The sequence below is a fragment of the Stenotrophomonas sp. Y-13 genome (genome assembly GCF_046267925.1).
In the GTDB taxonomy this organism is placed as follows: Bacteria; Pseudomonadota; Gammaproteobacteria; order Xanthomonadales; family Xanthomonadaceae; genus Stenotrophomonas; species Stenotrophomonas acidaminiphila_A.
The window spans coordinates 206,410-231,772 of record NZ_CP176501.1; the positions used below are offsets into that span (position 1 = coordinate 206,410).

The following is a 25,363-nucleotide window of genomic DNA, read 5'->3' on the forward strand; positions in this document are numbered from 1 at the left end:
CGCCGCAACGCCGGCGTGGGTCCCGCCTGCGTTGCTGCGGCAACCGGAGAACACCGCCGCCAGCGACCCGTTACCGCCTCACACCCACTGCGACAGCGCGATCTTCAGTTCCGCGGCGAAGCCCTTGGCCGAGGCCACCGGCACCGTGAACACGTCCGGCGCCTGCTGGGCGATGCCGATGGCCCGCGTGCTGGCTTCGTCCAGTTCGGCCTGGGTCTTCGGGCCACCAGCCCAGTGGTCGTCGGCCCAGACATAGCGCAGCCGCCAGCGGTCGCCGTCGGGCCGGGCGAACAGCACCAGCGTGTTGCGGAACAGGTACTCGCCGGGAATGTGGTTCTTCAGGAACAGTGCGCCATCGACCTCGTAGCCGGCGTTGCACACCGCCAGCTCGATGGAGAAGGCGACCTCGCTGCCGGCGGTGATGCGGCGGCTGTCCAGGAACACCGAGAACAGCACCGGCGCGCGCGCGTCGCGGCGCACGTTGCCGTCGGCGTCGAAGATGTCGTCGTACTCGCGGCGCACCGCCGATTCGTTGGCCTGGGTGCGCGCGGTGAGCTGGTAGGTATAGGCGCCGCGCGGCGCCACCGTGGCCTCGATGTAATACGACGAACGCACCCGCCTGCCACGCCGGCGCGCGGCCTCGACCTCCGGTGGCAGGGCCAGCGCGGTGATGTCCAGCTGCGCGGTGGCGCAGATGTCGCCGAACAGGAAGCGCGACAGGTTCTGGTAGCCCTCCTCGGAATTGACGATGCCGAAGTAGCCGCTGTGGCTGCGGTTGACGAAGGCGCGCGGCGCGCCCTCGACGTACGCATTGGCGATGCGCACCAGGCCATCGCTGAGCGCGCCGACCGCGAACGAGGACAGCCCGCGCGCCACCGCGTAGTCGCGGCTGTTGGTGCCGATCAGGCAGAACATGCGCTCGGGCGGGAAGCCGGAATCGCCCAGCGTGTTGACCTTGTCCCGTGGCACCTTCAGGTAGCGCGCCATGTTGCCGCGGTTGAAGTTGTTCATGTCGTTGATCGACAGCAGGTCGGGCACGTTGATGCCGGCGATGTCGATGCCGTTGTGCGGGGTGGCGTAGGTGAACACCTTGTCCACCAGCGTGCGTGCCTCGGCGCTGGCCACCTCCGGGTTCTGCAGCAGGCAGCGGCAGATCAGCCCGCCCATCGAGTGCGCCACCAGGTACACGCGGAAGTCGCGACGCTGGCTGGCGTTGTTGCCGCACACGCTGTCGCGCAGCTCCAGGATGCGCCGGCCCAGACTGGCCGCGGCCTCGGTGATCGACGGCGCCTTGCCGTCGCCGAACGCCGGGTCGGCCACATCGTAATACCGGTGGATGACGATGCTGCGTGGCGAAATGCCACTGCGCAGCTCGGCACCGCCGTCATAGACGTCGCGGTAGCCGTAGTCCTTCATCAGCCGCACCAGCGGCGACTCGAACACGAACTTCACCACCGAGCCGTCCTGGGCCTGGCGGATCTTGGTGGAACCGGCCTCCAGCCCCATGAACGGCGTGGAGGTGGTCTCGACGATCTCCGCGCGGGTCATGGCATAGCCGCGCACGTAGATGATCGGGAAGAAAGGGCGCTCAATCCTGTCCATGTCCGGCTCCACGGGAGGGAAGGTCCATAGTCGGCCATTGTCGTCGCATCGGTGGCGACTGGAACGCGAACGCGCGCACGGCCTGCCGCATGCAGCCGTGGGCCGGGTGCGCATCCGCCGCTTCGTGGCCCGTGGGCATCGCGTCGCTGAATGGCGTGCGCGCCGGCAGCTGCGGCCGCGCCGACGTACCGGGCCGGGCGCGAATGCGCCGCGCTCAATCGCCGGCGGCGCGATCCAGCTGGCGGTAGCCGATGGCCTCGGCCAGGTGCGTGCGTTCGATGGGGCCGCCACCGGCCAGGTCGGCGATGGTGCGGGCCACGCGCAGGATGCGGTGCATCGAGCGTGCGGACAGCTGCAGGCGTTCCATCGCCTGTTCGAGCATGGCCTGGTCGGCGGCGGTCAGCACGCAGTGATGCAAGGTCTGTCCCGGGTCGAGGCGGGCGTTGGGGGTGCCGGCACGTTGCAGCTGGCGGGTACGTGCCTGCGCTACGCGGGCCTGCACGGCGGCGCTGGTTTCGGCGGGCGGAGCATCGCCGCGCAGTTCGGTCGGTGGCAGCCGTGGCACCTGCAGCTGCAGGTCGATGCGGTCCAGCAGCGGGCCGGAGATGCGTGCGCGGTAGCGGGCGATCGCGTCGGCCGAGCAGCGGCAGCGGCCACTGCGGTCGCCGGCCCAGCCACATGGGCACGGGTTCATCGCCGCCACCAGCTGGAAGCGGGCCGGGAACTCGGTGCTGCGCGCGGCCCGCGCGATGGTGACCACGCCCGATTCCAGCGGCTCGCGCAGCACTTCGAGCGTCTGCCGCTTCCATTCGGGCAATTCATCCAGGAACAACACGCCGTTGTGCGCCCGCGATATCTCGCCGGGCCGCGGCAGTGCGCCGCCGCCGACCAGGGCGACCGCGCTGGCGGTGTGGTGCGGAGCGCGGTAGGGCCGTTGTCGCCAGCGTGTCGGGTCCACGCCGTGGCGCCCGGCCGAGGCGATAGCCGCCGTTTCCAGCGCTTCGGCCTCGCTGGCCTCGGGCAGGATGCCAGGCAGCCGCGAGGCCAGCAGGGTCTTGCCGCAGCCGGGCGAACCGACCAGCAGCAAATGGTGGCCGCCGGCGGCGGCGATCTCCAGTGCGCGGCGGGCCTGCGCATGGCCGCGCACGTCGGCCAGGTCCGGCAGCGGCGCGGGGTCGCAGGTGCTGACCTGCGCGTCGGGCAGGGTCTTCTCGCCAGCCAGGCCGGCGCAGACCTCCAGCAGGGTACGCGCGACCTTGACCGTCGCCTGCCGCGCCAGCGCGGCCTCGTCGGCGTTGTCCGGCGCCACCACCAGCGTGCGCCGTTCACGCGCCGCGGCGATGGCCGCCGGCAGCGCGCCGTCCACGCCGCGCAGTTCGCCGGTCAGCGCCAGTTCGCCGATGAACTCATGCGCGGCCAGCGACTGGCGGTCGATCTGGCCGCTGGCGGCGAGAATGCCCAGTGCGATGGGCAGGTCGAAGCGACCGCCGTCCTTGGGCAGGTCGGCCGGGGCCAGGTTGATGGTGATGCGCCGGGCCGGGAACTCGAACTGTGCGCAGAGAATGGCCGCGCGCACCCGGTCGCGCGATTCGCGTACCGCCGCTTCGGGCAGGCCCACGATCTGGGTGCAGGGCAGCCCGCCGGACAGGTGCACTTCGACCCGTACCGGCGGCGCATCCACCCCGGCGCGGGCACGGCTGTGCACCAGCGCCAGGCTCATGAGCGTGGCTCAGGCGTCGCCGGCGGGGCGCTTTTCCAGTGCGGCGACGGCCTGTTCCAGGGCGTCCAGCTTCTCGCGGGTGCGCAGCAGCACGGCGCGCTGCACTTCGAACTCCTCGCGGGTGACCAGGTCCAGTTTGGCCAGGCCGGCCTGCAGCGCACTCTTGAAGGTGGCCTGCAGTTCCTCGCGCGATTCGCGCAGGCCCGGCGGCACCAGCTCGCTCAGGCGACGGGCCAGCGCATCGATGTGGTTGAGGTCGATCATGTGGGCGTCTCCGCGGGGCAGGCTGGCAGGTTAGGCGCCGCCGGCAACCGCGGCCATCGGGCTCTGTTGCGTGGGGACATCAGGATAATCCCTTGCCGTGCGTGCGGCACGCCCCGCGCCTGCCGGGTCAGCGCCGGGCAGGCTATGCTTTCCCCGGCACACAGACAGGGATACGACCGATGAAAATGATCATGGCCATCGTCAAGCCGTTCAAGCTGGACGACGTGCGCGAGGCGCTCGCCGAGCGCGGCGTGGCCGGCATCACCGTCACCGAGGTCAAGGGCTTCGGCCGGCAGAAGGGCCACACCGAGCTGTACCGCGGCGCCGAGTACGTGGTCGATTTCCTGCCCAAGGTGAAGATCGAGGTCGCGGTGACCGACGCCCAGGCCGACGAGGTGGTGGAAGCCATCGTCAAGGCCGCCGGCACCGGCAAGATCGGCGACGGCAAGGTGTTCGTGTACGACCTGGGCAGCGTGGTGCGCATCCGCACCGGCGAGCTCGACGCCGACGCGCTCTGAACCATGGCGACCCTGGACGGTGAATTCGGCCAGCGCCTGCAGCGGGCGCTGGCGATGCTGGATGGCAAGGGCCTGCCGCGCGGCACGTCCGCGCCGTTGCTGTACCGGCTGCTGTGGAAGCTCGGTTTCCGCGTGCCGCCGCCGCTCATGATGGGGCTTGTCCCGAATGCCTTGCTGATGGGGGGCTTCTTCGGGCCGGTGTGGGGCCTGTTGATGTGGTTGATGCTGTGGCGCCGTTCGCAGATGCCGGTGGGCATGGTGCTGCTGGCCGCGGTGCTGGCCGGCGTGCTGTTCGGCCTGTCGATGGGGCTGTACGGGCGCTGGAATGCACGCCGGCGCGGCATTCCGCTCTGGCGCGATTTCCAGGGCTGAGCGCGGCTGGCGGGCCGCAACCGGTGTTGCCCACCGCGGCGCGCGAGCCGCGAGCAGTGGCATGCGTGCCCGGGCAGGCCGGTCACTGGTCGGTACCGCCGTGCAGCGGGCTCACAGGCGGCGACCGGGTGACCGATCCCCGTCCTGAACCAAGCGCTGCGCATCCGCGAGCTCGTCTCCGGCGCTGAAGCTACTGGGTCCGGTGGGCCTGCGGGCGCCGCGGGGCGCGATAAGCGAAAGACGCGACGCGGGGTCGTTCCGGACGGAAGCCCCGGGCGCTCCGCCGATGCCCGGGCCACGAAGGCGATCCAGCGGGACAGGGCCCGCGCGGGAAAGGAGAGCGCCCGGCCCTGGCGGGGACAGGGCGGCACCGATGCCTCAATCGCCGCTGTCCCCGGGTTGCTTGCCCGCCCCCATTGCGTCCAGCGCCGCGCGGGCGCTGCGGCTGGCTGGATCGAGCTTCAACGCGGTGCGGTAGCTTTCGCGCGCTTCATCCAGCCGCCCGGCCGCGCGATACGCCTCCCCGAGACTGTCGTGGGTGTTGGCCGAACCGGGATACGCCGCCACGCCCCATTCAAAGACGCTGACCGCCTCGTCCTTGCGGCCCGCGCGGAGGAACTTGTAGCCCAGCGCGTTCAGCGCCCTCTCGCTGTGGTCGTAGTCGTCGCGGTGCACCCCCAGCCCTTCATAGGCCGCCGTCATGGCCTTGAGTCCCAGGTGATAGGCGATCGGGGTCAGCAGGTCGTCCAGGCTCCGCTTTGCCGGTTGCATCGGCTTGCCGTTGAGCACCTCCATGAGGTCCTGGCCCATCGTCAGCACAAGCGCGCCCTGCCAGAAGTTGTCGAGGATGATGACGCAGTCCTCGTGCGACTCGGACCGCAGGTAATAGCTCTGGTAGCCCGGTACGCTGCCGGTGTGGGAAACGACCCGCAGGCGGGCGCCATCGGGCAGTGTCCAGTCATCCACATTCCACCCGAACCCATAATGCGACGCCTGCGCTGTCAGCATCTGGCGCCGCGTGTCGTGGCTCAGCAGGCGCTCGCCATACAGCGCCCGGTCGAAGCGGTAGAGGTCATCGACCGTGGTGTAGATGCCCGCGGCCGCGAACGACACGCTCGGGTCGATCCACTGCGGCTGCACCAGGCTGCCGTCCGCGGTGCGGGTGTAGCCTTCGGCGAGCCGTTCCAGCACCGACCTGCCGTTGAAAACGCCACTGGCGGCCATGCCTGCCGGGGCGAAGATCCGCTCCTGCAGGTTGTCCGCAAGAGGCCGCCCGGTGGCCTGTTCGATCAGCAGACCAAGCAGGAAGAAGCCATTGTTGTTGTACCGCCACTGCTGGCCCGGGCTCTCCAACAGCGCCGGCTTGATCCACTCGCGCGCGAAGTCCATCGGCGCATAGCTGCGGCGCGCGGCGGTCTGCCACCACGGGTCGGTGTAGCGCCCGGGGACGTCGGCAAGCCCCGAGGTGTGGCTGAGCAGCTGGGCCACCGTCACCTTCGCCGCAGGCGTCCCGGCGTAGAGCGCCGGGAGGTATTCGCCCAGTGTCCCGTCCAACCGCAGCGTGCCCTGCTGGACCAGCTGCATGGTGAGCGTGGCGACCAGCGGCTTGCTCAGCGAGCCGACCCGATAGCGCCCTTCCACCCGGTTGGGCGTTGCCCATTCAACATTGGCCTGGCCGTAAGCGGCGCGCAGCAGCACCTGGTCTCCCCGCGCCACCAGAACGGTGCCGTTGAAGCCACGGTGATCGGCGTAGCTGTCGACCAGGCGGCGCAGTTCATCGGCCGTGGGAGGCTGCTTTGCCAACGCGACTGCGCTGTACATCAGCAGGACGAAACCACATACCCGGGCAAAGGGACGCATCGATTGGCCTACGTTGGAGAATCCACCCGAAGCTAGCGGTTGACTACAGTTGTAGTCAACGGAGCGTCCGGCATGGTTCCAGCGCCCTTCGGGCGCCAGGCAGCGCGATGGCTGCGTCCGGCAGCCGCGTGGACCGGGTGCTGCGCGGCGCCTGGAGAACCAACGAAAACCCCGCGCCGGTGGCCGGCGCGGGGTCGGGGTACGTCGCTGCGGTGTGGCGCGGGCTTACTCGCCCAGCGCCTTGGCCACGAACGGCGGGCTGACCAGCACGCCGGTGTGCAGCGGGGCGGTGTAGTACAGCGTGTCGAACGGCTTGGCGGCGGCGTCTTCCTCGCGGAAGCCGAAGCCGAAGCCGGCCTGCTTGCTGGCCACGGTCACCGACCACCAGCCGGTCGGGTAGCACGGCTGCGGGAACGGCAGGGTCTTGAACGACTGGAAGCCGGCCTTGCCCATTTCCGCGCGCATGTCCTTGATCAGGTCCAGCAGCGCCAGCGGCGATTCGCTCTGCTGCACCAGCAGGCCGTCGTCCTTCAACGCGCGGAAGCAGCTTTCGAAGAACGCCTTGTTGAACAGGCCCTCGGCCGGGCCGACCGGGTCGGTGGAGTCCACGATCACCACGTCGACGCTGCCCGGCGCGCAGTTGGCCATGTAGGCCACGCCGTCGTCGAACAGCAGCTCGGCACGGGCGTCGCCGTTGGATTCGCACAGTTCCGGGAAGTACTTCTCGGCCATGCGCGTGACCTGCTCGTCGATGTCGCACTGGGTGGCACTTTCAACGCCCGGGTGCTTGAGCACCTCGCGCAGGGTGCCGCAGTCGCCACCGCCGATGATCACCACGCGCTTGGGCGCCGGGTGGGTGAACAGCACCGGGTGGCTGATCATCTCGTGGTAGAAGAAGTTGTCCTTGCTGGTCAGCATCATGGCGCCGTCGATGACCATCAGCTTGCCCCAGTCGGTGCTGTCGTAGATCTCGATCTTCTGGAACGGCGACTGCACTTCGTCCAGCTTGCCGGTGACGCGGAAACCGATGGCCGAGCCGGTCGGCTGGAAGTGTTCGATGAACCAGTTGTCGTGGGTGGTCATGGGGATTCCTGGGTGCGATGGACATTTCCCTTCCCCCGCTGCCGGGAGAAGGGGCCCCGGAGGGGCGGATGAGGGGGCGGCGAGCCCCGGCACGGCGGGGATTCCGCCGTATTTCCGCCCCTGGACCCGGCTCCGCGGGGGCAGGGGGGGAGGCGCGGGCGCGGATTGTAACGGACCGCTGCCCCGCTGGCGTTAGAATGCGCGTCCTTTTTATCCACAGCCGAGAGTTGCTACGCCGATGAGCGATTGGTCCCTCGACCAGGCCCGCAAGACCTATTCGATCCCGCACTGGTCCGACGGTTACTTCGACGTCGATGCCGCCGGGCATGTCGTGGTGCGCCCCACCGGCGCGCAGGGCCCGGCCGTGTCGCTGCCTGAAATCGTCGATTCGGCACGGGCCGCCGGCGCCAAGCTGCCGCTGCTGGTGCGCTTCCCGGACATCCTCGGCGAGCGCCTGGGCAAGCTGCAGGCGGCGTTCGCCCAGGCCCAGCGCGACTGGGACTACCACGGCGGCTACACCGCCGTGTATCCGATCAAGGTCAACCAGCACCGTGGCGTGGCCGGCACCCTGGCCAGCCACCACGGTGAGGGCTTCGGCCTGGAGGCCGGCTCCAAGCCGGAGCTGATGGCGGTGCTGGCGTTGAGCCGGCCGGGCGGGCTGATCGTCTGCAACGGCTACAAGGACCGCGAGTACATCCGCCTGGCGCTGATCGGCCGCAAGCTCGGCCTGCAGACCTACATCGTCATCGAGAAGCCGTCAGAGCTGAAGCTGGTGCTGGAGGAATCCAGGGCGCTGGAGGTGAAGCCGGGCCTGGGCGTGCGCATGCGCCTGGCGTCGCTGGGCGCCGGCAAGTGGCAGAACAGCGGCGGCGACAAGGCCAAGTTCGGGCTGTCGCCGCGGCAGCTGCTGGACCTGTGGAAATCGCTGCGCGACACCGAGTACGCCGACTGCCTGAACCTGCTGCACTTCCACATGGGCAGCCAGATCAGCAACGTGCGCGACATCGCCAACGGCATGCGCGAGGCCACCCGCTACTTCGTCGAGCTCTCGCGCCTGGGCGCGAAGATCAGCCACGTCGACGTCGGCGGCGGCCTGGGCATCGACTACGAAGGCACCCGCTCGCGCAGCTACTGCTCGATCAACTACGGCCTGAACGCCTACGCCAGCAACATCGTGCAGCCGCTGGCCGAGGCCTGCGAAGCGCACGCGCTGCCGCCGCCGCGCATCGTCACCGAGTGCGGCCGGGCGATGACCGCGCACCATGCGGTGCTGATCGCCAACGTGTCCGAAGTGGAGCAGGCCGCCGATGGCCGCATTCCCGAGGCGCATGACGACGAGCCGGCCGCGATCCGCCACCTGCGCGAGATCCACGACGAACTGGACCAGCGCCCGGCGGTGGAACTGTTCCAGGAAGCGCAGCACTTCCACGCCGAAGGCCTGAGCGCCTACGCGCTGGGCCAGATCGACCTGCCGCAGCGTGCGCGCATCGACGATCTGTTCTACGCCATCGCCAACGGCGTGCGCGCGCGCCTGAGCTACGACGAGAAGAGCCATCGCCCCGCGCTGGACGAGCTGAACGACCGCCTGGTCGACAAGTACTTCGTCAATTTCAGCGTGTTCGAGTCGATCCCCGATGCCTGGGCCATCGACCAGGTGTTCCCGATCATGCCGATCGAGCGCCTGAACGAGCGCCCGGACCGCCGCGGCGTGATCGCCGACATGACCTGCGATTCGGACGGCATGGTCAAGACCTACGTCGAGAACGAGAGCCTGGACAGCTCGCTGCCGCTGCATTCGGTGGGCCATGGCGAGCGCTACCGCATCGGCTTCTTCCTGGTCGGCGCCTACCAGGAAATCCTCGGCGACATCCACAACCTGTTCGGCGACACCGACGCGGTGGAAGTCACGGTCGATGGCAGTGGCTACCGCATCGCCCAGCAGCGCCGCGGCGACACCACCGACGTGATGCTCGACTACGTCGGCTACCGCCTGGACGACCTGCGCGCGGCCTACCGGCAGCGCGTGGCCGCGGCCAACCTGCCGGCCGCGCGCGCGGCCGAGCTGGACGCCGCGCTGGAAGCGGGCCTGACCGGTTACACCTACCTGTCGGACGAGCCGCTGGGCTGAGCGGGGCACCCGCCCGCGGCATTGCCGGGGTGACACCGGGGGCGGGCCAGGTCCGCCCCCGTTTCGTTTCCCGGCCCCTGCCCGGCGGCGGGGCTTCACCGGCGGTGGGCGCGGGGCCCGTGCGTGGCACCGCGACCGCCGCGGGTCACCGCCGCCCGCGCCGGGGTCAGCCTTCGCGCGCCACCTGGAAACCGGCGAACGACTGGCTCACCGGCATCAGCTCCAGGCGGTTGACGTTCAGGTGCGGCGGCAGGCTGGCGACCCAGAAGATCTGCTCGGCGATGTCCTGCGCGGTCATCGGGTTGGCGCCCTTGTAGAGCTGGTCCGAGGCGGCCTGGTTGCCATGGGTGCGCACCAGGGTGAACTCGGTCTCGGCCATGCCCGGCTCGATCGCGGTCACGCGCACGCCGGTGCCGTGCAGGTCGGCACGCAGGCCCAGCGAGAACTGGCTGACGAACGCCTTGGTGCCGCCATAGGCGTTGCCGCCCGGATACGGATAGATCGCGGCGGTGGAGCTGATGTTGATGATCGCCCCGCGGCGTTCGATCAGCCGCGGCAGCAGGTGGTGGGTGAGGGTGACCAGCGCGGTGACGTTGGTGTCGATCATCGTGCGCCAGTCTTCCAGGCTGGCGTGCTGGGCGGCGGCGGTGCCCTGCGCCAGGCCGGCGTTGTTGACCAGCAGGTCGATGCCACGGAACGGCGCGGGCAACGCCGCCAGCGCCGCCTCCATGGCCGCCGCGTCGCGGATGTCGAACGCCGCCGCGTGCACCGTGTCCGCCCCGAACGCGTCCACCAGCGGCTGCAGGCGCTCGGCACGGCGGCCGGTGGCGATCACCTTCCAGCCGGCGGCGGCGAAGCGACGGGCGGCGGCGGCACCGAAACCGGACGTGGCGCCGGTGATCAGGACGGTCTTGGACATGGCGGGTTTCCAGGGGGAAGGGCCCTCGATTTTCGCACCTTCGCGGCGTACCGGCGCTGGCGCGGCGCGGCCTCCCGGGCAGTCGATCGCACCAACCCGCATGCCGACAGCGCCCACCCGGCGGAGACCCAGCCCGTTTGAATCGAGCGGGTGTGCTGCCAGGCGCGGGCCTGTGGAAGAAAGCGTTGTGGGGCTCGATGTTCCGCTGCGCAGACATGAAGTAACACGGGCCCGTAGACGCGGAGCCTGCCGCGAATGGCGCACGCCGCCAGATCCGGTGCGGGGCAAGCCCCGCACCTACGACGTTCCCACCGGAGCCACAGCCCCCTTGAGTCAAGGGGGCGCGCCGCCAGGCACGGGCTTGTGGGGATGGCGGGCCCGGGGCCCAATATTCATTTCAAGAACGTCGGCGTGAAGCCGCCGCAGGCGATTCAGCTGCACCTTCGATCCCCGCACCTTGGGACGCGGACGCCCGTAGATGCGGGGCTTGCCCCGCATTGGGCCCTGTTTCAAGAACGTCGGGGGGAAGCCTACGTAGCGACGCCGCTGCGCCCGCGATTTCCGCACCTCGCAGAACACGGGGCCCGTAGACGCGGAGCCTGCCGCGAATGGCGCACGCCGCCAGATCCGGTGCGGGGCAAGCCCCGCACCTACGACGTTCCCACCGGAGCCACAGCCCCCTTGAGTCAAGGGGGCGCGCCGACAGGCGCGGGGTTGTGGAAAAAGCGGGTACGGGGCCCAAAGTTTGTTTCACGAACATTGGGGTGAAGCCGCCGCAGGCGATTCAGCTGCACCTTCGATCCCCGCACGTTGGGAAGCGGATGCCCGTAAATGCGGGGCTTGCCCCGCATTGGGCCCTGTTTCAAGAACGTTGGGGGAAGCCTACGTAGCGACGCCACTGCGCCCGCGATTTCCGCACCTCGCACAACACGGGGTCCGTAGACGCGGAGCCTGCCGCGAATGGCGCACGCTGCCAGATTCGGTGCGGGGCAAGCCCCGCACCTACGACGTTCCCACCGGAGCCACAGCCCCCTTGAGTCAAGGGGGCGCGCCGACAGGCGCGGGGTTTTGGAAAAAGCGGGCACGGGGCCCAAGGTTTGCTTCACAAACTTTGGGGTGAAGCCGCCGTAGGCGACTTCACTGCGCCTTGATGGCCATCGCCTGCAGGCCGCTGCCGTTGAGCTTGGCCTTGGCTTCGGCCAGTTCACTGGCGCTGCCATAGGGGCCCATGCGCACGCGGTAGACCGTGTTGCCGTTGATCTGCGCCGATTCGACGCGGGCGGCCAGGCCCATCATCGCCAGCTTGGCCTTGGTCGCCTCGGCGTCGCCGGACGCGCCGAACGCGCCGGCCTGGAGGATGTAGCGGACGTTGTCGCTGCCTGCCGCCGCGGCCGGCGTCGCCGGTTCCGCGCGCTTCGCCGCGCTGTCCGCCGCGGCCACGGTGGGGGCCGCGGTGCCGGGCGCGGTGCCGGCTGTGGCCACGGCCGGGCGCGGCGCCTCGCTGATCGGCGCCGGCAACGGTGCGGCGGCCGCCGGTACCGGGCGCCCTTCCAGGGCCGCCTGCGCGCGCTGGGCCTCGCTGGCCTCCGCCGTGCGTGCGGCCTGCGCCCGGCGCTGCTCCTCGGCGCGCGCGCTGGCTGCCAGTTCGGCGTCGGACATCTGCACTTCCTTGCCCGGCAGCAGGGTGTAGAAGTCGTACTGGGTCGCGGCCGGCTTTTCCGCCGGCTGCGCGCCATCGCGCGCGGCCGGACGCGGCAGGTCCGCGCCGGCGTCGATGTCGGCGTCGGCGACCGGCGCCGGCTGCGCGTCCGGGTTGGGTTGCGGGCCCACCCGCAGGAAGCCGTCGCCTTCCTTCTTGAACAGGTTCGGGGCGGCCAGGAACACCACGGCCGCGATCGCCGCGCCGGCGACCAGCCATACCCAGCCGGGCGTCCCGTTGCCGCTGTTGCGCCGGGCCTGGCTCTTGCCGCGTCGTGCTGCCATTTCTGCAACGTCTCCTTGCTTACATCTTTTCCGGTGCGCTCACGCCCAACAGGCCCAGGCCGTTGGCGAGCGTCTGCCGCGCCGCGCCGGCGAGCGCGAGGCGGGCATTGCGGAGGGCGGCATCGTCCACCAGCACCGGCGTCCCGTGATACCACGTGTGGAAGGCGTGCGCCAATTCACGCAGGTACTGCGCGACCAGGTGCGGCTCCAGCGCCAGGCCGGCGGCCTCGACCACTTCCGGGTAACGCGAGATTTCGTTCATCAGCTCCAGCGACGCGGCGTCGTCCAGCTGCGCCAGCGCGGCCAGGCCCTGCGCCTGGTCGTAGTCCAGGCCCTTCTCCTGCGCCTGGCGCAGCAGCGAGCAGACCCGGGCATGCGCGTACTGCACGTAGAACACCGGGTTGTCGTTGCTCTGCTGGCGTGCCAGGTCGATGTCGAAGGTGAGCTGGGAGTCGGGCTTGCGCGCGATCAGGAACCAGCGCACCGCATCGCTGCCGACCTCGTCGATCAGGTCGCGCAGGGTCAGGTAGCTGCCGGCGCGCTTGGACAGTTTCACTTCCTCGCCGCCGCGCATCACCGTCACCATCTGGTGCAGCACGTACTCTGGCCAGCCCTGCGGAATGCCCACGCCCAGTGCCTGCAGGCCGGCGCGCACGCGCGCCAGCGAGCCGTGGTGGTCGGCGCCCAGTTCGGTGATGGCGCGTTCGTAGCCGCGCTGCCACTTGCTCAGGTGGTAGGCCACGTCCGGCAGGAAGTAGGTGTAGGTGCCGTCGGACTTGCGCATCACGCGGTCCTTGTCGTCACCGAAATCGGTCGAGCGCAGCCACAGCGCGCCGCCTTCCTCGTAGGTGTGGCCGGAGGCGACCAGCTGGTCCACCGTCTCGGCGACCTTGCCGTCCTTGTACAGCGAGCTCTCCAGGAAGTAGATGTCGAAATCCACCCCGAACGCGGCCAGGTCCTGGTTCTGTTCGTTGCGCAGGTAGGCCACGGCGAAGCGGCGGATGGCTTCGATGTCCTCGGCATCGCCGGCACCGACCACCTGGCTGCCTTCCAGTTCGACGGTCTGGCCGAGCAGGTAGGCCTTGGCGACGTCGGCGATGTATTCGCCGTTGTACGCGTCGGCCGGCCACTGTTCGTCGCCCGGCTTGAAGCCGCGCGCGCGCGCCTGCACCGAGCGGGCCAGGTTCTCGATCTGCACGCCGGCGTCGTTGTAGTAGAACTCGCGCTTGGCGTTCCAGCCGTTGGCTTCCAGCACGCGGGCGATGCAGTCGCCGATGGCGCCGGCGCGGCCATGGCCGACGTGCAGCGGGCCGGTCGGGTTGGCCGAGACGTACTCGACGCCGACGTTGCGGCCGTTGCCGCCCAGGTTGCGCCCGTAATCGGCGCCTTCGCGCAGCACGCTCGCCACCTCGCGCTGGAACGCCACCGGCGCCAGCTTGAAGTTGATGAAGCCCGGGCCGGCGATCTCGACGCTGGCGACGTCGTCGCTGGGCGGCAGCGCGGCGACCAGCGCCTGCGCCACGGCCCGCGGGTTGCTGCGCGCGGCCTTGGCCAGCAGCATGGCGGCGTTGGTGGCGAAATCGCCATGCTCGCGGGTCTTGGGTCGTTCGACCACGAAATCCGGCGGCAGGGTGTCGGCAGGCAGGGTACCGTTGGCGCGCAAGGCTTCGATGCCTTGGCCGATCAGGGCGCGGAGTAGGGATTTCACGTGACTGTCTGCTTGGAGCGCGGAACTGCGCATTTTACCCGAGCGGCGGGACCGCTGCTGCCGCGGCGGCGCGGACGGTCAGCGACGTCAACGCCAGGTGCAGGCCGTGGCCCGGAGGGTGGCGGCGGGCCTGGCCATGTCCGGCGGCCGGCGCCGGGGTGCCGGCGCCGGCGGGACGGACAGGGCCGCCAGGGTGGGGCGCGCGCCATCGGTTACATCCAGCCGCGGGCGGCCAGCGACACCGGCGGGCCATCGCCGATGACGAAGTGGTCCAGCAGCCGTATCTGTACCAGGGCCAGCGCGTCGCGCAGGCGCAGGGTGACCGCACGGTCGGCCGTGGAGGGTTCGGCGTTGCCCGAAGGATGGTTGTGGCCCACGATCACCGCCGCGGCGTTGTGCGCCAGCGCCCGGCGCACCAGTTCGCGCGGGTGCACCTCGGCGCCGTCGATGCTGCCGCGGAACAGCTCCTCGAAGGCCAGTGCCCGGTGCCGGTTGTCCAGGAACAGGGCAGCGAAGACCTCGTGCGGCCGCGGCCGCAGCCGCTGCACGAAGTAGCGGCCGGCGGAGTCGGGGTCGGTCAGGCTGGTGCCGCGCTCCAGGTCCGTGGCCAGGTGGCGCTGGCCCAGTTCCAGTGCCGCCACCAGCCGGCAGGCGCGGGCCGGGCCCAGGCCCGGTACCCGCATCAGCTCGCGCGCGCCGCGGTCCATCAACTCCCGCAGCGTGCCATGCGCCTGCAGCATCTCGCGCGCGGTGCGTATCGCGTCCTGGCCCGGCAGGCCCGAGCCCAGGAAGATGGCCAGCAGCTCCGCATCGGACAGGATGCTGGCTCCGTGTGCCAGCAGCTTTTCGCGGGGGCGTTCGGTGTCGGGCCAATGGCGGATGTGCATGCCCACAGGGTGGGTGTCAGGGGCGTGCACGGTAATAAGTCGTCACGGACCCTTCGGGTAAGCTAAAGATTCTTGCGTAGGTAGGATTTCCTCAAGTGACCGGCTTTCCCCACAGTGTCCATGCGCCCGCCCGGCCGCTGGACGGACACAAGCTGCTGCTGTGCGTCGGCGGCGGCATCGCCGCCTACAAAGCGCTGGAACTGGTGCGCCGGCTGCGCGACGCCGGCGCCCGCGTGCAGGTGGCCATGACCGACGGTGCCCAGCAGTTCGTCACCCCGCTCAGTTTCCAGGCCCTGTCCGGGCAGCCGGTGCGTACCACCCTGTGGGACAGTGCCGCCGAACAGGCGATGGGCCATATCGAACTGGCGCGCTGGGCCGACCGCATCGTCATCGCGCCGGCCACCGCCGACCTGCTGGCGCGGCTGGCGCATGGCCATGCCGACGACCTGGTCACCACGCTGTGCCTGGCCACGACCGCGCCACTGACGGTGTGCCCGGCGATGAACCACCGGATGTGGCTGCACCCGGCCACCCAGGCCAACATCGCGCTGCTGCGCGAGCGCGGCGCGCAGGTGGTCGGGCCCGAGGACGGCCCGCTGGCCGAGGGCGAATCCGGCCCCGGGCGGCTGAGCGAACCGGAGGCCATCGTCGCCGCGCTTGCCGGCGCCGGCCACGCCGCGCCCGCCGCGGCGGCCACGCCGGACCGGCTGCAGGGCATGCAGGTGCTGATCAGCGCCGGGCCGACGTATGAAGACCTGGACCCGGTGCGCTATGTCGGCAACCGCTCCAGCGGCAAGATGGGCTATGCACTGGCGGCCGCGGCCGCACGCCGTGGCGCGCGGGTGGTGCTGGTCAGTGGTCCGGTGCAACTGCCGACGCCGCCCGGCGTGCAGCGGGTGGACGTGCGTTCGGCCGCGCAGATGCGCGAGGCGGTGCTGGCCGCCCTGCCCGCCGATATCTACATCGGCGCCGCGGCCGTGGCCGACTACACCCCGCGCCAGGTGGCGCAGCAGAAGCTGAAGAAGACCGCGGGCAGCCAGACCCTGACCCTGGAGCTGGTGCGCACCCCCGACATCCTGGCCGAGGTGGCCACGCAGGAGCAGGCGCTGAAGCTTGTGGTCGGCTTTGCCGCCGAGACCCACGACGTGGAGAAGTACGCGCGCGGCAAGCTCGCCGACAAGCACCTGGACCTGATCATCGCCAACCAGGTCGGCATCGCCGGCGGCGGCTTCGAGAGCGACCAGAACGCGGCGACCGCCTACTGGAGCGATGGCCAGCGCGCCTTCCCGGGCACCGCCAAGACCCAGCTGGCCGAACAACTGCTGGACCTGATCGCGGAGCGACTGGACGCATGAACACGAACGCCACCCCGCACCCCCTGCAGGTGAAGCTGCTGGACCCCCGCTTCGGCGACGCGTGGCCGCTGCCGGCCTATGCCACCGAGGCCAGCGCCGGCATGGACCTGCGCGCCGCGATCGAGGCGCCGATGGCGCTGGAACCCGGCGACGCGGCGCTGCTGCCCAGCGGCATCGCCATTCACATCGCCGACCCGGGCCTGTGCGCGGTGGTGCTGCCGCGCTCGGGGCTGGGCCACCGCCACGGCATCGTGCTGGGCAACGGCACCGGGCTGATCGATGCCGATTACCAAGGGCCGCTGCTGATCAGCGTGTGGAACCGGGGCCGCGAGCCGTTCACCATCGAGCCGGGCGACCGCATCGCCCAACTGGTGGTCATGCCCATCGCCCGCGTGAGCTTGCAGGTGGTGGATACTTTCATCGACAGTGCGCGTGGAACGGGTGGATTCGGCCACACCGGAGTGCGCTGACAGGGGAACGCACGATGAGCCAAGGGAACCAAAGCCGGCGCCCGCGCCCGGCGCTCGGCCGTTCGACGCCGCTGCTGGCGGCGCTGCTGGTGCTGCTGGCCGGCTGGTTCGGTTGGGGGGCCTTCGAGCAATGGCGGCAGGCCGGTACCGGCGCACGGCTGGAACAGGCGCGCGACCAGGCGGTGGAGCAGCTGCACGCGACCCTGGCCGCGCAGACCACCCAGTTCGCGCGCCAGCTGGAACTGGCGCCGGTCAAGGCCGCCCTGGCCAATGGCGACGCCGCCGCCGCCGCTGCGGCGCTGCGCGAAAAGTGGAGCGGGGTGGACGACGCGCAGGTATTCGATGGCGCGCTGGCCGATGCCTACGCCGACCCGGCCGCGTTCGGCTACTCGCGGTTGGCGCTCCTGGAACTGGCGATGAGCGAAGGCAAGCCGGTCGCGCGCGTGGTGCGCGACGGCAATGCGCCGCGGCTGGGCCTGGCCGCGCCGGTCCGCCTGCAGGAGCGGCCGGCGGTGATCTACGTCCGCCAGCCACTGAACCGCCTGACCGCCGTGTTCGACGCGCTGGACGCGCCGGATTCGGCCTTCCTCGGCCTGCGCCAGGGGGGATTCACCATCGTGCGGCGCGGCGATACCGCGCTGGGCGGCGGTGCCGATGCGCTGGCGCGGCCGGTGGCCGACGCCGGCCTGCGCGTGGTGGCGGAGATGCCCGACCTGGGCGAAGGCCCGCTGGGCCTGGGTGCCCTGGCCTGTGCGACGGTGGCGCTGCTGATGCTGGCGACGGCGGTGCTGTTGCTGGTTGGCCGCAAGCGCCTGCGCCTGCCGGTGCTGCGGCGCGGTGGCGAGCCGCTGGATGCCGACGATGGCGTCACCCTCAGCGAGGCGCTGGCGCAGGAACCGCTGCCGGTGGCGGCGGCGCGCGCGCGCGAGGCCGATGAGGCCGGCGATGCGCCGTCGCCGGGGACGGATATCGGTACCGTGGCCGCCGGCATTTTCCGCGCCTATGACATCCGCGGGGTGGTCGGCAGCGAGCTGACGCCGGCGGTGGCCACCCTGATCGGCCAGGCCATCGGCAGCCAGATGCAGGCCCAGGGTCTGCGCGAGGTGGTGGTGGGGCGCGACGGCCGCCTGTCCGGCCCCGAGCTGGTGGCCGGGCTGGTCGAGGGCCTGCGCCGCGCCGGCTGCGACGTCATCGACATCGGCATGGCGCCGACCCCGGTGGTGTACTTCGCCGCGTACCACCTGCGCGCCGGCAGCTGCGTGGCGGTGACCGGCAGCCACAACCCGCCGGACTACAACGGCTTCAAGATCGTGATCGGCGGCGAAACCCTGTCCGGCGAGGCGATCACCGAGCTGTACCGGCGCATCGTCGAAGGCCGCCTGCAGCGGGCCGACACCCCGGGCGGCCTGCAGCAGCGCGAGGTCATCGCCGACTACGTGCAGCGCATCGCCGACGACGTGCAGCTGGACCGCCCGCTCAAGGTGGTGGCCGACGCCGGCAACGGCGTCGCCGGCGCGGTCGCGCCGCAGCTGCTGGAAGCCATCGGCGCCGACGTGATCCCGCTGTACTGCGAGGTCGACGGGCAGTTCCCCAACCACCACCCGGACCCGAGCGAACCGCACAACCTCGAGGACCTGGTGCAGATGGTCCAGCGTTTCGACGCCGACCTCGGCATCGCCTTCGACGGCGACGGCGACCGCCTGGGGGTGGTCACCCGCGAGGGCCGCATCGTGTTCGCCGACCGCCTGCTGATGCTGTTCGCCGCCGATGTGCTGGCGCGCAACCCCGGCGCGATGGTGATCTACGACGTCAAGTGCACCGGGCGCCTGGCCGACTACATCCTGCGCAACGGCGGCAGCCCGATGATGTGGAAGACCGGGCATTCGCTGATCAAGGCGCGCATGCGCGAGACCGACGCCGAGCTGGCCGGCGAGATGAGCGGGCACTTCTTCTTCAAGGAGCGCTGGTACGGCTTCGACGACGGCCTGTATGCCGCCGCGCGCCTGCTGGAGATCCTGGCCCAGCGCGAGGAGGATCCGTCGGCGGTGTTCGACGAACTGCCCGATGCGGTCTCCACGCCGGAGCTGAAAGTGGCGGTGGCCGAAGGCACCCAGCATGCGCAGGTGGCACTGGTGGTGGCCGCCGCGCAGGCCGAGGATTCGCCGTTCGCTGCCGCGCGCATCTCCACCATCGACGGCCTGCGCGCCGATTTCAGCGATGGCTGGGGACTGGTGCGCGCATCCAACACCACCCCGGTGCTGGTGCTGCGGTTCGAGGCGGACGACGCGGAGGCGCTGGAGCGGATCAAGGGCCTGTTCCGCGAGCAGCTGCAGCGGGTGCTGCCGGCGGGAACCGAACTGAATTTCTGAGCCGGCGCATCCGCGCCGCGCAGGGGTGCTCCGCCGTTGCAGGCAGGGACAGGGCCCGCGCCCGCGCCCAGTGGCGCGTGGCCCTAGGGCGCCTGGAAGCGCAGGCCGACGCCCGGTTCGGTGAACAGGTAGCGCGACTGCAGCGCCGAGTCGCCGAGCTTGTGCCGCAGCCGGCCCACCAGGATGCGCAGGTAGTGGGTGTCGTGGCGATGGCTCGGGCCCCAGACTTCCTGCAGGATCTGCGGCTGGGTGACCACCCGCCCGGCGTTGCGCAGCAGCAGCGCCAGCAATGCATATTCCTTGCGGGTCAGCGCCACCGCCGCACCATCCACGCGGACCTCGCGGCGGGCCAGGTCGATGCGCAGGTGGCCATCGTCGAACAGCGGCACCTGGCCGTCGCCGTCGGTACTGCGGCCGCGCAGCAGCGCCCGCACCCGCGCCATCAGTTCCTGCGTGCCGAACGGCTTGGTCACGTAGTCGTTGGCGCCGTTGTCCAGTGCCCGCACTTTCTCCGCCTCGCCACCGCGCACGCTGAGCATGATCACCGGCACCTGGCTCCACTGGCGCAGTTCGGCCAGCACCTCGTGGCCTTCCATGTCGGGCAGGCCGATGTCCAGGATCACCAGGTCGGCGCCTTCGCCGGCCAGCGCACGCAGCCCCTCGCCGCCGCTGGCGGCCTGCGCGGTGGCATAGCCCTGGGCGCGCAGCGAGATATCGAGGAAGCGGCGGATCTGCACCTCGTCGTCGATCACCAGCACCCGCGCTGGCGGTATGGCCGGGGTGTCAGGCATCGTCGCGCGGGCCTTCCGGGTGGGGCTGGAGCAGGGGCAGGGTCATGCGCACCAGCGTACCGCGTCCATCGCGGCCGGGCAGCGCTTCGACATGGCCGCCATGCGCGCCGATCATGCCCTGGCAGATGGTCAGGCCCAGGCCGGTGCCCTGGCGGCCGCGGTCGCCGCGCTCGACGCTGTAGAACATGTCGAAGATGCGCAGGCGCTCGGCGTCGGGAATGCCCGGTCCCTCGTCGATCACCTCGATGCACAGTTCGCCGTCGCGCACGCGCGCGCGTACTTCCACCGCCACCCCCGGCGGCGAGAACTTGGCCGCGTTCTCCATCACGTTGAACAGCGCCTGTTCGACCAGCGCCGGGTGCACCCAGATCGGCGGCAGGTCGTGCGGGATGTCCAGCTTCAGCAGCGCTTCGGGCTGGTAGCGCTGCAGCCGCCGCGCCGCCGAGCCGATCAGTTCGTCGACGCCGATCCAGTCGCGGCTGAGCTTGAGCCCGTCGTGCCCCAGCCGGGTCATGTCAAGCAGGTTCTGGATGTAGCGGTCCAGGCGCTCGCCCTCGACCACGATGGTGTCGAGCAGGGCGCGGCGGTCGCCGGCATCCATCGCCTCGGCATAGCTGGACAGGCTGTCGGCCGAGCCGATCATCGCCGCCAGCGGCGAGCGCAGGTCGTGCGATACCGACGACAGCAGCGCCGAACGCAGGCGTTCGGTCTCGTTGTGCAGGTGGGCGGTTTCCAGGTCGGCGACCAGCCGCGTGCGCAGTGCCGCCTGGGCGATGTCGTCGACCATCGCCTCGGCCAGCTGGCGCTGCTCCGGGGCCAGCCGCGGATGCTGGCGGTCGAAGCGCAGGCCGGCCACGCCGATGCCATGCCCTTCGCCGTCGAGCAGGGGCAGGAACCACCAGTCGGCGCCGGCCAGGGTGTCGGTGAAGCGGCCCGACGGCTGACCGTGGCGCAGCGCCCAGTCGGCCGCGGCCAGGTCTGTGTCGCCGGGCGCGGCGCTGCCGCCGGTGCTGGTGTCGTGCGCCACCCGCACCCAGGCCGGCGCGTCCAGCGCCTGCTCCAGCGCGACCCGGCCGGCATGCGCCACCTGCGCGTTGTCCACCGCGCTGGCCAGCTGCCGGCCCAGCGCCTGGCGCACGTTGGCATGGCGGTTGGCCGCGCGCAGCGCCACCACCTGCATGCGCAGCCGCGACGCCAGCCGCCCGGCCACCAGCGCCGCGGCCAGGAACAGGAACACGGTGATCACGCCCTGGCGCGCATTGATGGCGAAGGTGAAGCGCGGCGCGATGAAGAAGAAGTTGTAGGCCAGGAAACACAGCGTGGCCGCCAGCACCGCCGCGCCCATGCGCGTGCGCGCGGCCACCAGCACCACCGCGACGATGAACACCATCGCCAGGTCGCTCAGCCCGATCCAGCGTTCGCCCAGCCATGCCGCCCCGCAGGCCACGGCGGTGGCCAGCAGCGCCAGCCCGGCATCCCGGCGCCAGTTCTCCGGGTCCAGCGACAACCGCGCCCGGCGCGCGCTGGCCCGCGCCTGCGGCGTGCTGATGATGGTGATCTCGTAGTGCGCGCCGCGCTGGATCAGCTGCTGGGTCAGGGTCTGGTTGAACAGCCGCGCCAGCGGCCGTTCGCGTGTGCGGCCCAGCACCAGGGTGGAGACGGCGTTGTGCGCGGCATGGTCCAGCAGCACGTCGGCGATGCCCGGCCCGTGCAGCAGTTCGGCGTCGCCGCCGAGCCGGCGCGCCAGCGCGAAGGCGGCGTCGATCTCGCGGCGGGTCGCCTCGTCCTGGCGGCCATGCTGCACCGTGACCACGGTCCACGGCGCGTCGCGGCGCTCGGCGATGCGCCGGGCCACGCGCACCAGGTATTCGCTCTGGCCACCGCCGTCGATCGCCACCAGCACCCGGCGCCGCAGCGGCAGGTTGCCCTCGCCGCGCGCCGCGCGGGTCTCGCGCAGGCTGCTGTCGACGCGGTCGGCCGCTTCCTGCATGGCCAGCTCGCGCAGCGCGGTGAGGTTGGCCGGCGAGAAGAACGCCTGCAGCGCCTGCGCCGCCTGTTCGGGCACGTACACCTTGCCCTGGCGCAGGCGCTCGATCAGTTCGCGCGGCGGCAGGTCGACCAGCACGATGTCGTGCAGGCGGTCGAACACCGCATCGGGCACGGTTTCGGCCACGCGTACGCCGGTGATGCGCATCACCACGTCGTTGAGGCTTTCCAGGTGCTGGATATTGATGGTCGTCCACACGTCGATGCCGGCGTCGAGCAGTTCCATCACGTCCTGCCAGCGCCGTTCGTGGCGGCTGCCGGGGGCGTTGCGGTGGGCCAGTTCGTCCACCAGCACCAGGGCCGGGTGCCGCGCCAGCACCGCGTCCAGGTCCATCTCCTGCAGGCGATGGTCGCGGTACTCGACCTCGCGCAGCGCGATCACCGGCAGGCCGTGCAGCAGCGCGGCGGTGTCGTCGCGGCCGTGGGTTTCCACCACCGCCGCGACCACGTCCACGCCGCGGCGCAGTTGTTCCTGCGCGCGGGTGAGCATGGCGAAGGTCTTGCCGACGCCGGGCGCGGCGCCGAGGAAGACCGTCAGCTTGCCGCCGGCTTCGCGTTGCAGGCTTCCGGCCAGCGCATCGGCCTGGCGGCTGCGGGTATCGTTCATGGCCGCGATTGTGCGCCGCCGCCGGCAAGGGCGGAATCAGGGCGCATGCGCGGCCGCATCCAGGGCCAGGTTCAGCGCGATCACATTCACCCGCGGCTGCCCCAGTACGCCCCACCCGGGCGCCTGCACGTGGCGCTCCAGCAGGGCCTGCACGCGCTGTTGCGGCCAGCCGCGCGCCCGCGCCACGCGGGCCACCTGCAGCCGTGCGGCGGCCGGCGACAGCTCCGGGTCGAGTCCGCTGGCGGAGGCGGTGACCAGGTCGCCGGGCACCTGCGCCGCCGCGACCCCTTCGCGCGCCGCCACCGCGGCGGTGGCAGCGGCCACGCGCTGCACCAGTTGCGGGTTGCCGCGCGCCAGGTTGCTGCCGGCGGCGGCCATCGGGTCGTAGCCGCTGGCCGATGGCCGCGCCTGGAAGTAGCCGTCGCCGGCGAACGGCTGCGCCAGCAGCAGCGAACCGCGCACGCGGCCTTCCGCATCGCGGACCAGGCTGCCGTCGGCCTGGGCCGGGAACAGGGTGCCGGCGATGCCGGTGGCGAGCGTGGCATAGGCCAGGCCGGTGCCGAGCAGGGCGAACAGGGTCAGGCCGATGGCCGGGCGCCACAGGGCAATGGAGGTCTTGGGGGTCATGCGCCGAGTACCAGGACGAGGAGAAGATCGATGGCCTTGATCGCCGCGAACGGCAGCAGTACCCCGCCCAGGCCGTAGACCAGCATGTTCCGGCGCAGCAGCGCGGTGGCGGTGGCCGGGCGGAAGCGCACGCCGCGCAATGCCAGCGGGATCAGCGCCGGAATCACCAGCGCGTTGAACACCAGCGCCGCCAGCACCGCGTTGCGCGGGCTGGACAGCTGCATCACGTTCAACGCCGCCATCGACGGGATCGCCGCGGCGAACAGCGCCGGCAGGATCGCGAAGTACTTGGATACGTCGTTGGCCAGCGAAAAGGTGGTCAGCGCGCCGCGGGTGATCAGCTGCTGCTTGCCCACCTCGACCACCGCCAGCAGCTTGGCCGGATCCGAGTCCAGGTCGACCATGTTGCCGGCCTCCTTGGCGGCCTGGGTGCCGGAGTTCATCGCCAGGCCGATGTCGGCCTGGGCCAGCGCCGGGGCGTCGTTGGTGCCGTCGCCGACCATCGCCACCAGCCGCCCGCCCGCCTGTTCGCTGCGGATCCGCGCCAGCTTGTCCTCGGGCCGGGCCTGGGCGATGTAGTCGTCCACGCCGGCTTCGGCGGCGATGGCCGCGGCGGTCAGCGGGTTGTCGCCGGTGATCATCACCGTGCGGATGCCCATCGCCCGCAGCTGCGCGAACTTCTCGCGCATGCCCTGCTTGACCACGTCGGCCAGCTCGACCACGCCCAGCACATGCCGGCCTTCGCATACCACCAGCGGGGTGGCGCCGCCGCGCGCCACCTGGCCCACGCGCGCCTGCAGTTCGTTGGGGACATTGCCGCCCAGTGCCGACACGTGCGCGGTGATGGCGTCGGCCGCGCCCTTGCGGATGCGCCGTCCGTCGGCCAGGTCCACGCCCGACATGCGCGTCTGCGCGCTGAACGCCAGGTAGTCGGCCCGGCCCGGCTCGCCGGTGGTGCAGCCCTGCTCGCGCGCCAGGCGCACGATCGACCTGCCCTCCGGGGTCGGGTCGGCCAGCGAGGACAGCAGCGCGGCCTCGCGCAGGTGCCCGGCCTCGATACCCGCCAGCGGGTGGAAGGCGCTGGCCTGGCGGTCGCCGTAGGTGATGGTGCCGGTCTTGTCGAGCAGCAGCACGTCCACGTCGCCGGCCACTTCCACCGCCTTGCCCGACTTGGCCAGCACGTTGGCCTGCAGCGCGCGGTTCATGCCGGCGATGCCGATGGCCGGCAGCAGCCCGCCGATGGTGGTCGGGATCAGGCACACCAGCAGCGCGATCAGCAGCAGCGGATCGAGCCGCACGCCGACGGCGGCGGCGATCGCCGGCAGCGTCGCCACCACCACCAGGAAGGTCAGCGACATCGCCGCCAGCAGCAGGGTCAGCGCGATCTCGTTCGGCGTCTTCTGCCGGTTGGCGCCTTCCACCAGCGCGATCATGCGGTCCAGGAAGCTGTGCCCGGGCTCGGCGGTGACGCGCACCACGATCTGGTCGGACAGCACCTTGGTGCCGCCGATCACGCCGGAGCGGTCGGTGCCGGCCTCGCGCAGCACCGGTGCCGACTCGCCGGTGACGGCGGCCTCGTTGATGGTGGCCAGGCCCTGCACGATCTCGCCGTCGGCCGGCACGAACTCGCCGGCGCCGACGATCACGTGGTCGCCCGGGCGCAGCGCCGCGGCGGCGACCGCGCTTTCGGCCGCACCGAACCGCGGTGCCGCCAGGCGGCGTGCCACCAGGTCCTGGCGCGCGCGCCGCAGCGCCGATGCCTGGCCGCGCCCACGCGCCTCGGCCACGGCTTCGGCGAAGTTGCCGAACAGCACCGTCAGCAGCAGGATCGCGGTGACCGCCAGGCCGAAGCCCAGCGGCGCCTGGCCGCCGAGGGTGAGCAGCAGCGCCAGCACGGTGCCGGCCATGACCACGGCCATCACCGGGTTGTGCAGCAGGTGCGCGGGCGCGAGCTTGCGCACGGATTCGCGCAGCGCCTGGCGCCAGCCGGCGGCGTCCAGCAGCGGTGGGCGGCGCGTGGCCGGGCGGGAAACAGGGGAGTTCATCGAAGCGCT

19 protein-coding genes are annotated in these 25,363 nt (G+C 71.2%); 6 read left to right on the top strand and 13 right to left on the bottom strand.

The features are described from left to right. Positions 1-78: 78 nt before the first annotated feature. The 3 genes from ACJ7VY_RS00890 to ubiK form a co-directional block, all read right to left on the bottom strand. Entirely contained in the window at positions 79-1,602 is a 1,524-nt protein-coding gene (locus ACJ7VY_RS00890) for a lipase family alpha/beta hydrolase (RefSeq protein WP_409476170.1), read from the bottom strand. Positions 1,603-1,816: 214 nt separating this feature from the next. After that, the gene (locus ACJ7VY_RS00895; protein WP_409476171.1) at positions 1,817-3,322 is read right to left on the bottom strand and encodes a YifB family Mg chelatase-like AAA ATPase; all 1,506 of its coding nucleotides are present in this window, start codon (positions 3,320-3,322) and stop codon (positions 1,817-1,819) included. A 9-nt stretch (positions 3,323-3,331) separates the two neighbouring features. Then, positions 3,332-3,586: a ubiquinone biosynthesis accessory factor UbiK gene (gene ubiK, locus ACJ7VY_RS00900; protein ID WP_161615329.1), complete on the bottom strand. Its 255-nt coding sequence runs from the start codon at positions 3,584-3,586 to the stop codon at positions 3,332-3,334. 179 nt (positions 3,587-3,765) lie between these two features. Between ubiK and ACJ7VY_RS00905 the strand changes: the two genes are divergently transcribed. Both ACJ7VY_RS00905 and ACJ7VY_RS00910 read left to right on the top strand, forming a co-directional pair. Further along, positions 3,766-4,104, top strand: coding sequence for a P-II family nitrogen regulator (locus ACJ7VY_RS00905; protein WP_054662546.1), 339 nt, complete (start codon positions 3,766-3,768; stop codon positions 4,102-4,104). Positions 4,105-4,107: 3 nt separating this feature from the next. Beyond that, a complete protein-coding gene (locus tag ACJ7VY_RS00910; RefSeq protein WP_409476172.1) occupies positions 4,108-4,476 on the top strand; it encodes a DUF6404 family protein in 369 nt (122 codons plus the stop codon). Between the two features lie 378 nt (positions 4,477-4,854). Here the strand turns inward: ACJ7VY_RS00910 and ACJ7VY_RS00915 are convergent, their stop codons facing one another. Beyond that, positions 4,855-6,336: a serine hydrolase gene (locus ACJ7VY_RS00915; RefSeq protein WP_409476173.1), complete on the bottom strand. Its 1,482-nt coding sequence runs from the start codon at positions 6,334-6,336 to the stop codon at positions 4,855-4,857. Between the two features lie 225 nt (positions 6,337-6,561). Further along, positions 6,562-7,419 (bottom strand): polyamine aminopropyltransferase, encoded by an 858-nt coding sequence (gene speE, locus ACJ7VY_RS00920; protein ID WP_161615326.1) that lies wholly within the window; start codon positions 7,417-7,419, stop codon positions 6,562-6,564. 238 nt (positions 7,420-7,657) lie between these two features. Here speE and speA point away from each other — a divergent pair, with 238 nt between their 5' ends. Next, positions 7,658-9,547, top strand: a complete 1,890-nt coding sequence (gene speA / locus ACJ7VY_RS00925) for an arginine decarboxylase (protein WP_313256215.1) — start codon at positions 7,658-7,660, stop codon at positions 9,545-9,547. A 166-nt stretch (positions 9,548-9,713) separates the two neighbouring features. Here speA and ACJ7VY_RS00930 read toward each other — a convergent pair whose 3' ends face one another. The 4 genes from ACJ7VY_RS00930 to radC all read right to left on the bottom strand — a co-directional run bounded on the left by ACJ7VY_RS00930 (position 9,714) and on the right by radC (position 15,044). Then, positions 9,714-10,466, bottom strand: a complete 753-nt coding sequence (locus tag ACJ7VY_RS00930) for an SDR family NAD(P)-dependent oxidoreductase (RefSeq protein WP_104937745.1) — start codon at positions 10,464-10,466, stop codon at positions 9,714-9,716. Positions 10,467-11,603: 1,137 nt separating this feature from the next. Continuing rightward, positions 11,604-12,449, bottom strand: a complete 846-nt coding sequence (locus ACJ7VY_RS00935) for an SPOR domain-containing protein (protein WP_104937746.1) — start codon at positions 12,447-12,449, stop codon at positions 11,604-11,606. A 19-nt stretch (positions 12,450-12,468) separates the two neighbouring features. Further along, positions 12,469-14,157, bottom strand: coding sequence for an arginine--tRNA ligase (gene argS, locus ACJ7VY_RS00940; protein ID WP_240213123.1), 1,689 nt, complete (start codon positions 14,155-14,157; stop codon positions 12,469-12,471). A gap of 212 nt (positions 14,158-14,369) precedes the next feature. Next, positions 14,370-15,044: a RadC family protein gene (gene radC, locus ACJ7VY_RS00945; protein WP_104937748.1), complete on the bottom strand. Its 675-nt coding sequence runs from the start codon at positions 15,042-15,044 to the stop codon at positions 14,370-14,372. A 95-nt stretch (positions 15,045-15,139) separates the two neighbouring features. Between radC and coaBC the strand changes: the two genes are divergently transcribed. The 3 genes from coaBC to ACJ7VY_RS00960 are packed head-to-tail and all read left to right on the top strand — an operon-like array spanning position 15,140 to position 19,238. Further along, on the top strand, positions 15,140-16,399 hold the full coding sequence (gene coaBC / locus ACJ7VY_RS00950; protein WP_240213122.1) for a bifunctional phosphopantothenoylcysteine decarboxylase/phosphopantothenate--cysteine ligase CoaBC: 1,260 nt from the start codon (positions 15,140-15,142) through the stop codon (positions 16,397-16,399). Next, positions 16,396-16,869, top strand: a complete 474-nt coding sequence (dut, locus tag ACJ7VY_RS00955) for a dUTP diphosphatase (protein ID WP_161615423.1) — start codon at positions 16,396-16,398, stop codon at positions 16,867-16,869. Before coaBC ends, dut begins: the two co-directional genes overlap by 4 nt. Before the next feature lie 14 nt (positions 16,870-16,883). After that, positions 16,884-19,238, top strand: coding sequence for a phosphomannomutase/phosphoglucomutase (locus ACJ7VY_RS00960; RefSeq protein WP_409476174.1), 2,355 nt, complete (start codon positions 16,884-16,886; stop codon positions 19,236-19,238). An 83-nt stretch (positions 19,239-19,321) separates the two neighbouring features. Here the strand turns inward: ACJ7VY_RS00960 and ACJ7VY_RS00965 are convergent, their stop codons facing one another. From ACJ7VY_RS00965 to kdpB, 4 genes are read right to left on the bottom strand one after another with little or no spacing between them, the layout of a single operon-like run. Further along, the gene (locus ACJ7VY_RS00965; RefSeq protein WP_104937751.1) at positions 19,322-20,029 is read right to left on the bottom strand and encodes a response regulator transcription factor; all 708 of its coding nucleotides are present in this window, start codon (positions 20,027-20,029) and stop codon (positions 19,322-19,324) included. After that, the gene (locus ACJ7VY_RS00970) at positions 20,022-22,682 is read right to left on the bottom strand and encodes an ATP-binding protein (RefSeq protein WP_409476175.1); all 2,661 of its coding nucleotides are present in this window, start codon (positions 22,680-22,682) and stop codon (positions 20,022-20,024) included. Before ACJ7VY_RS00970 ends, ACJ7VY_RS00965 begins: the two co-directional genes overlap by 8 nt. Before the next feature lie 36 nt (positions 22,683-22,718). Beyond that, positions 22,719-23,309, bottom strand: coding sequence for a potassium-transporting ATPase subunit KdpC (gene kdpC, locus ACJ7VY_RS00975; protein ID WP_409476176.1), 591 nt, complete (start codon positions 23,307-23,309; stop codon positions 22,719-22,721). Next, entirely contained in the window at positions 23,306-25,354 is a 2,049-nt protein-coding gene (gene kdpB, locus ACJ7VY_RS00980) for a potassium-transporting ATPase subunit KdpB (RefSeq protein WP_409476777.1), read from the bottom strand. The genes kdpC and kdpB overlap by 4 nt, the downstream gene beginning before the upstream one ends. Positions 25,355-25,363: the final 9 nt, after the last annotated feature.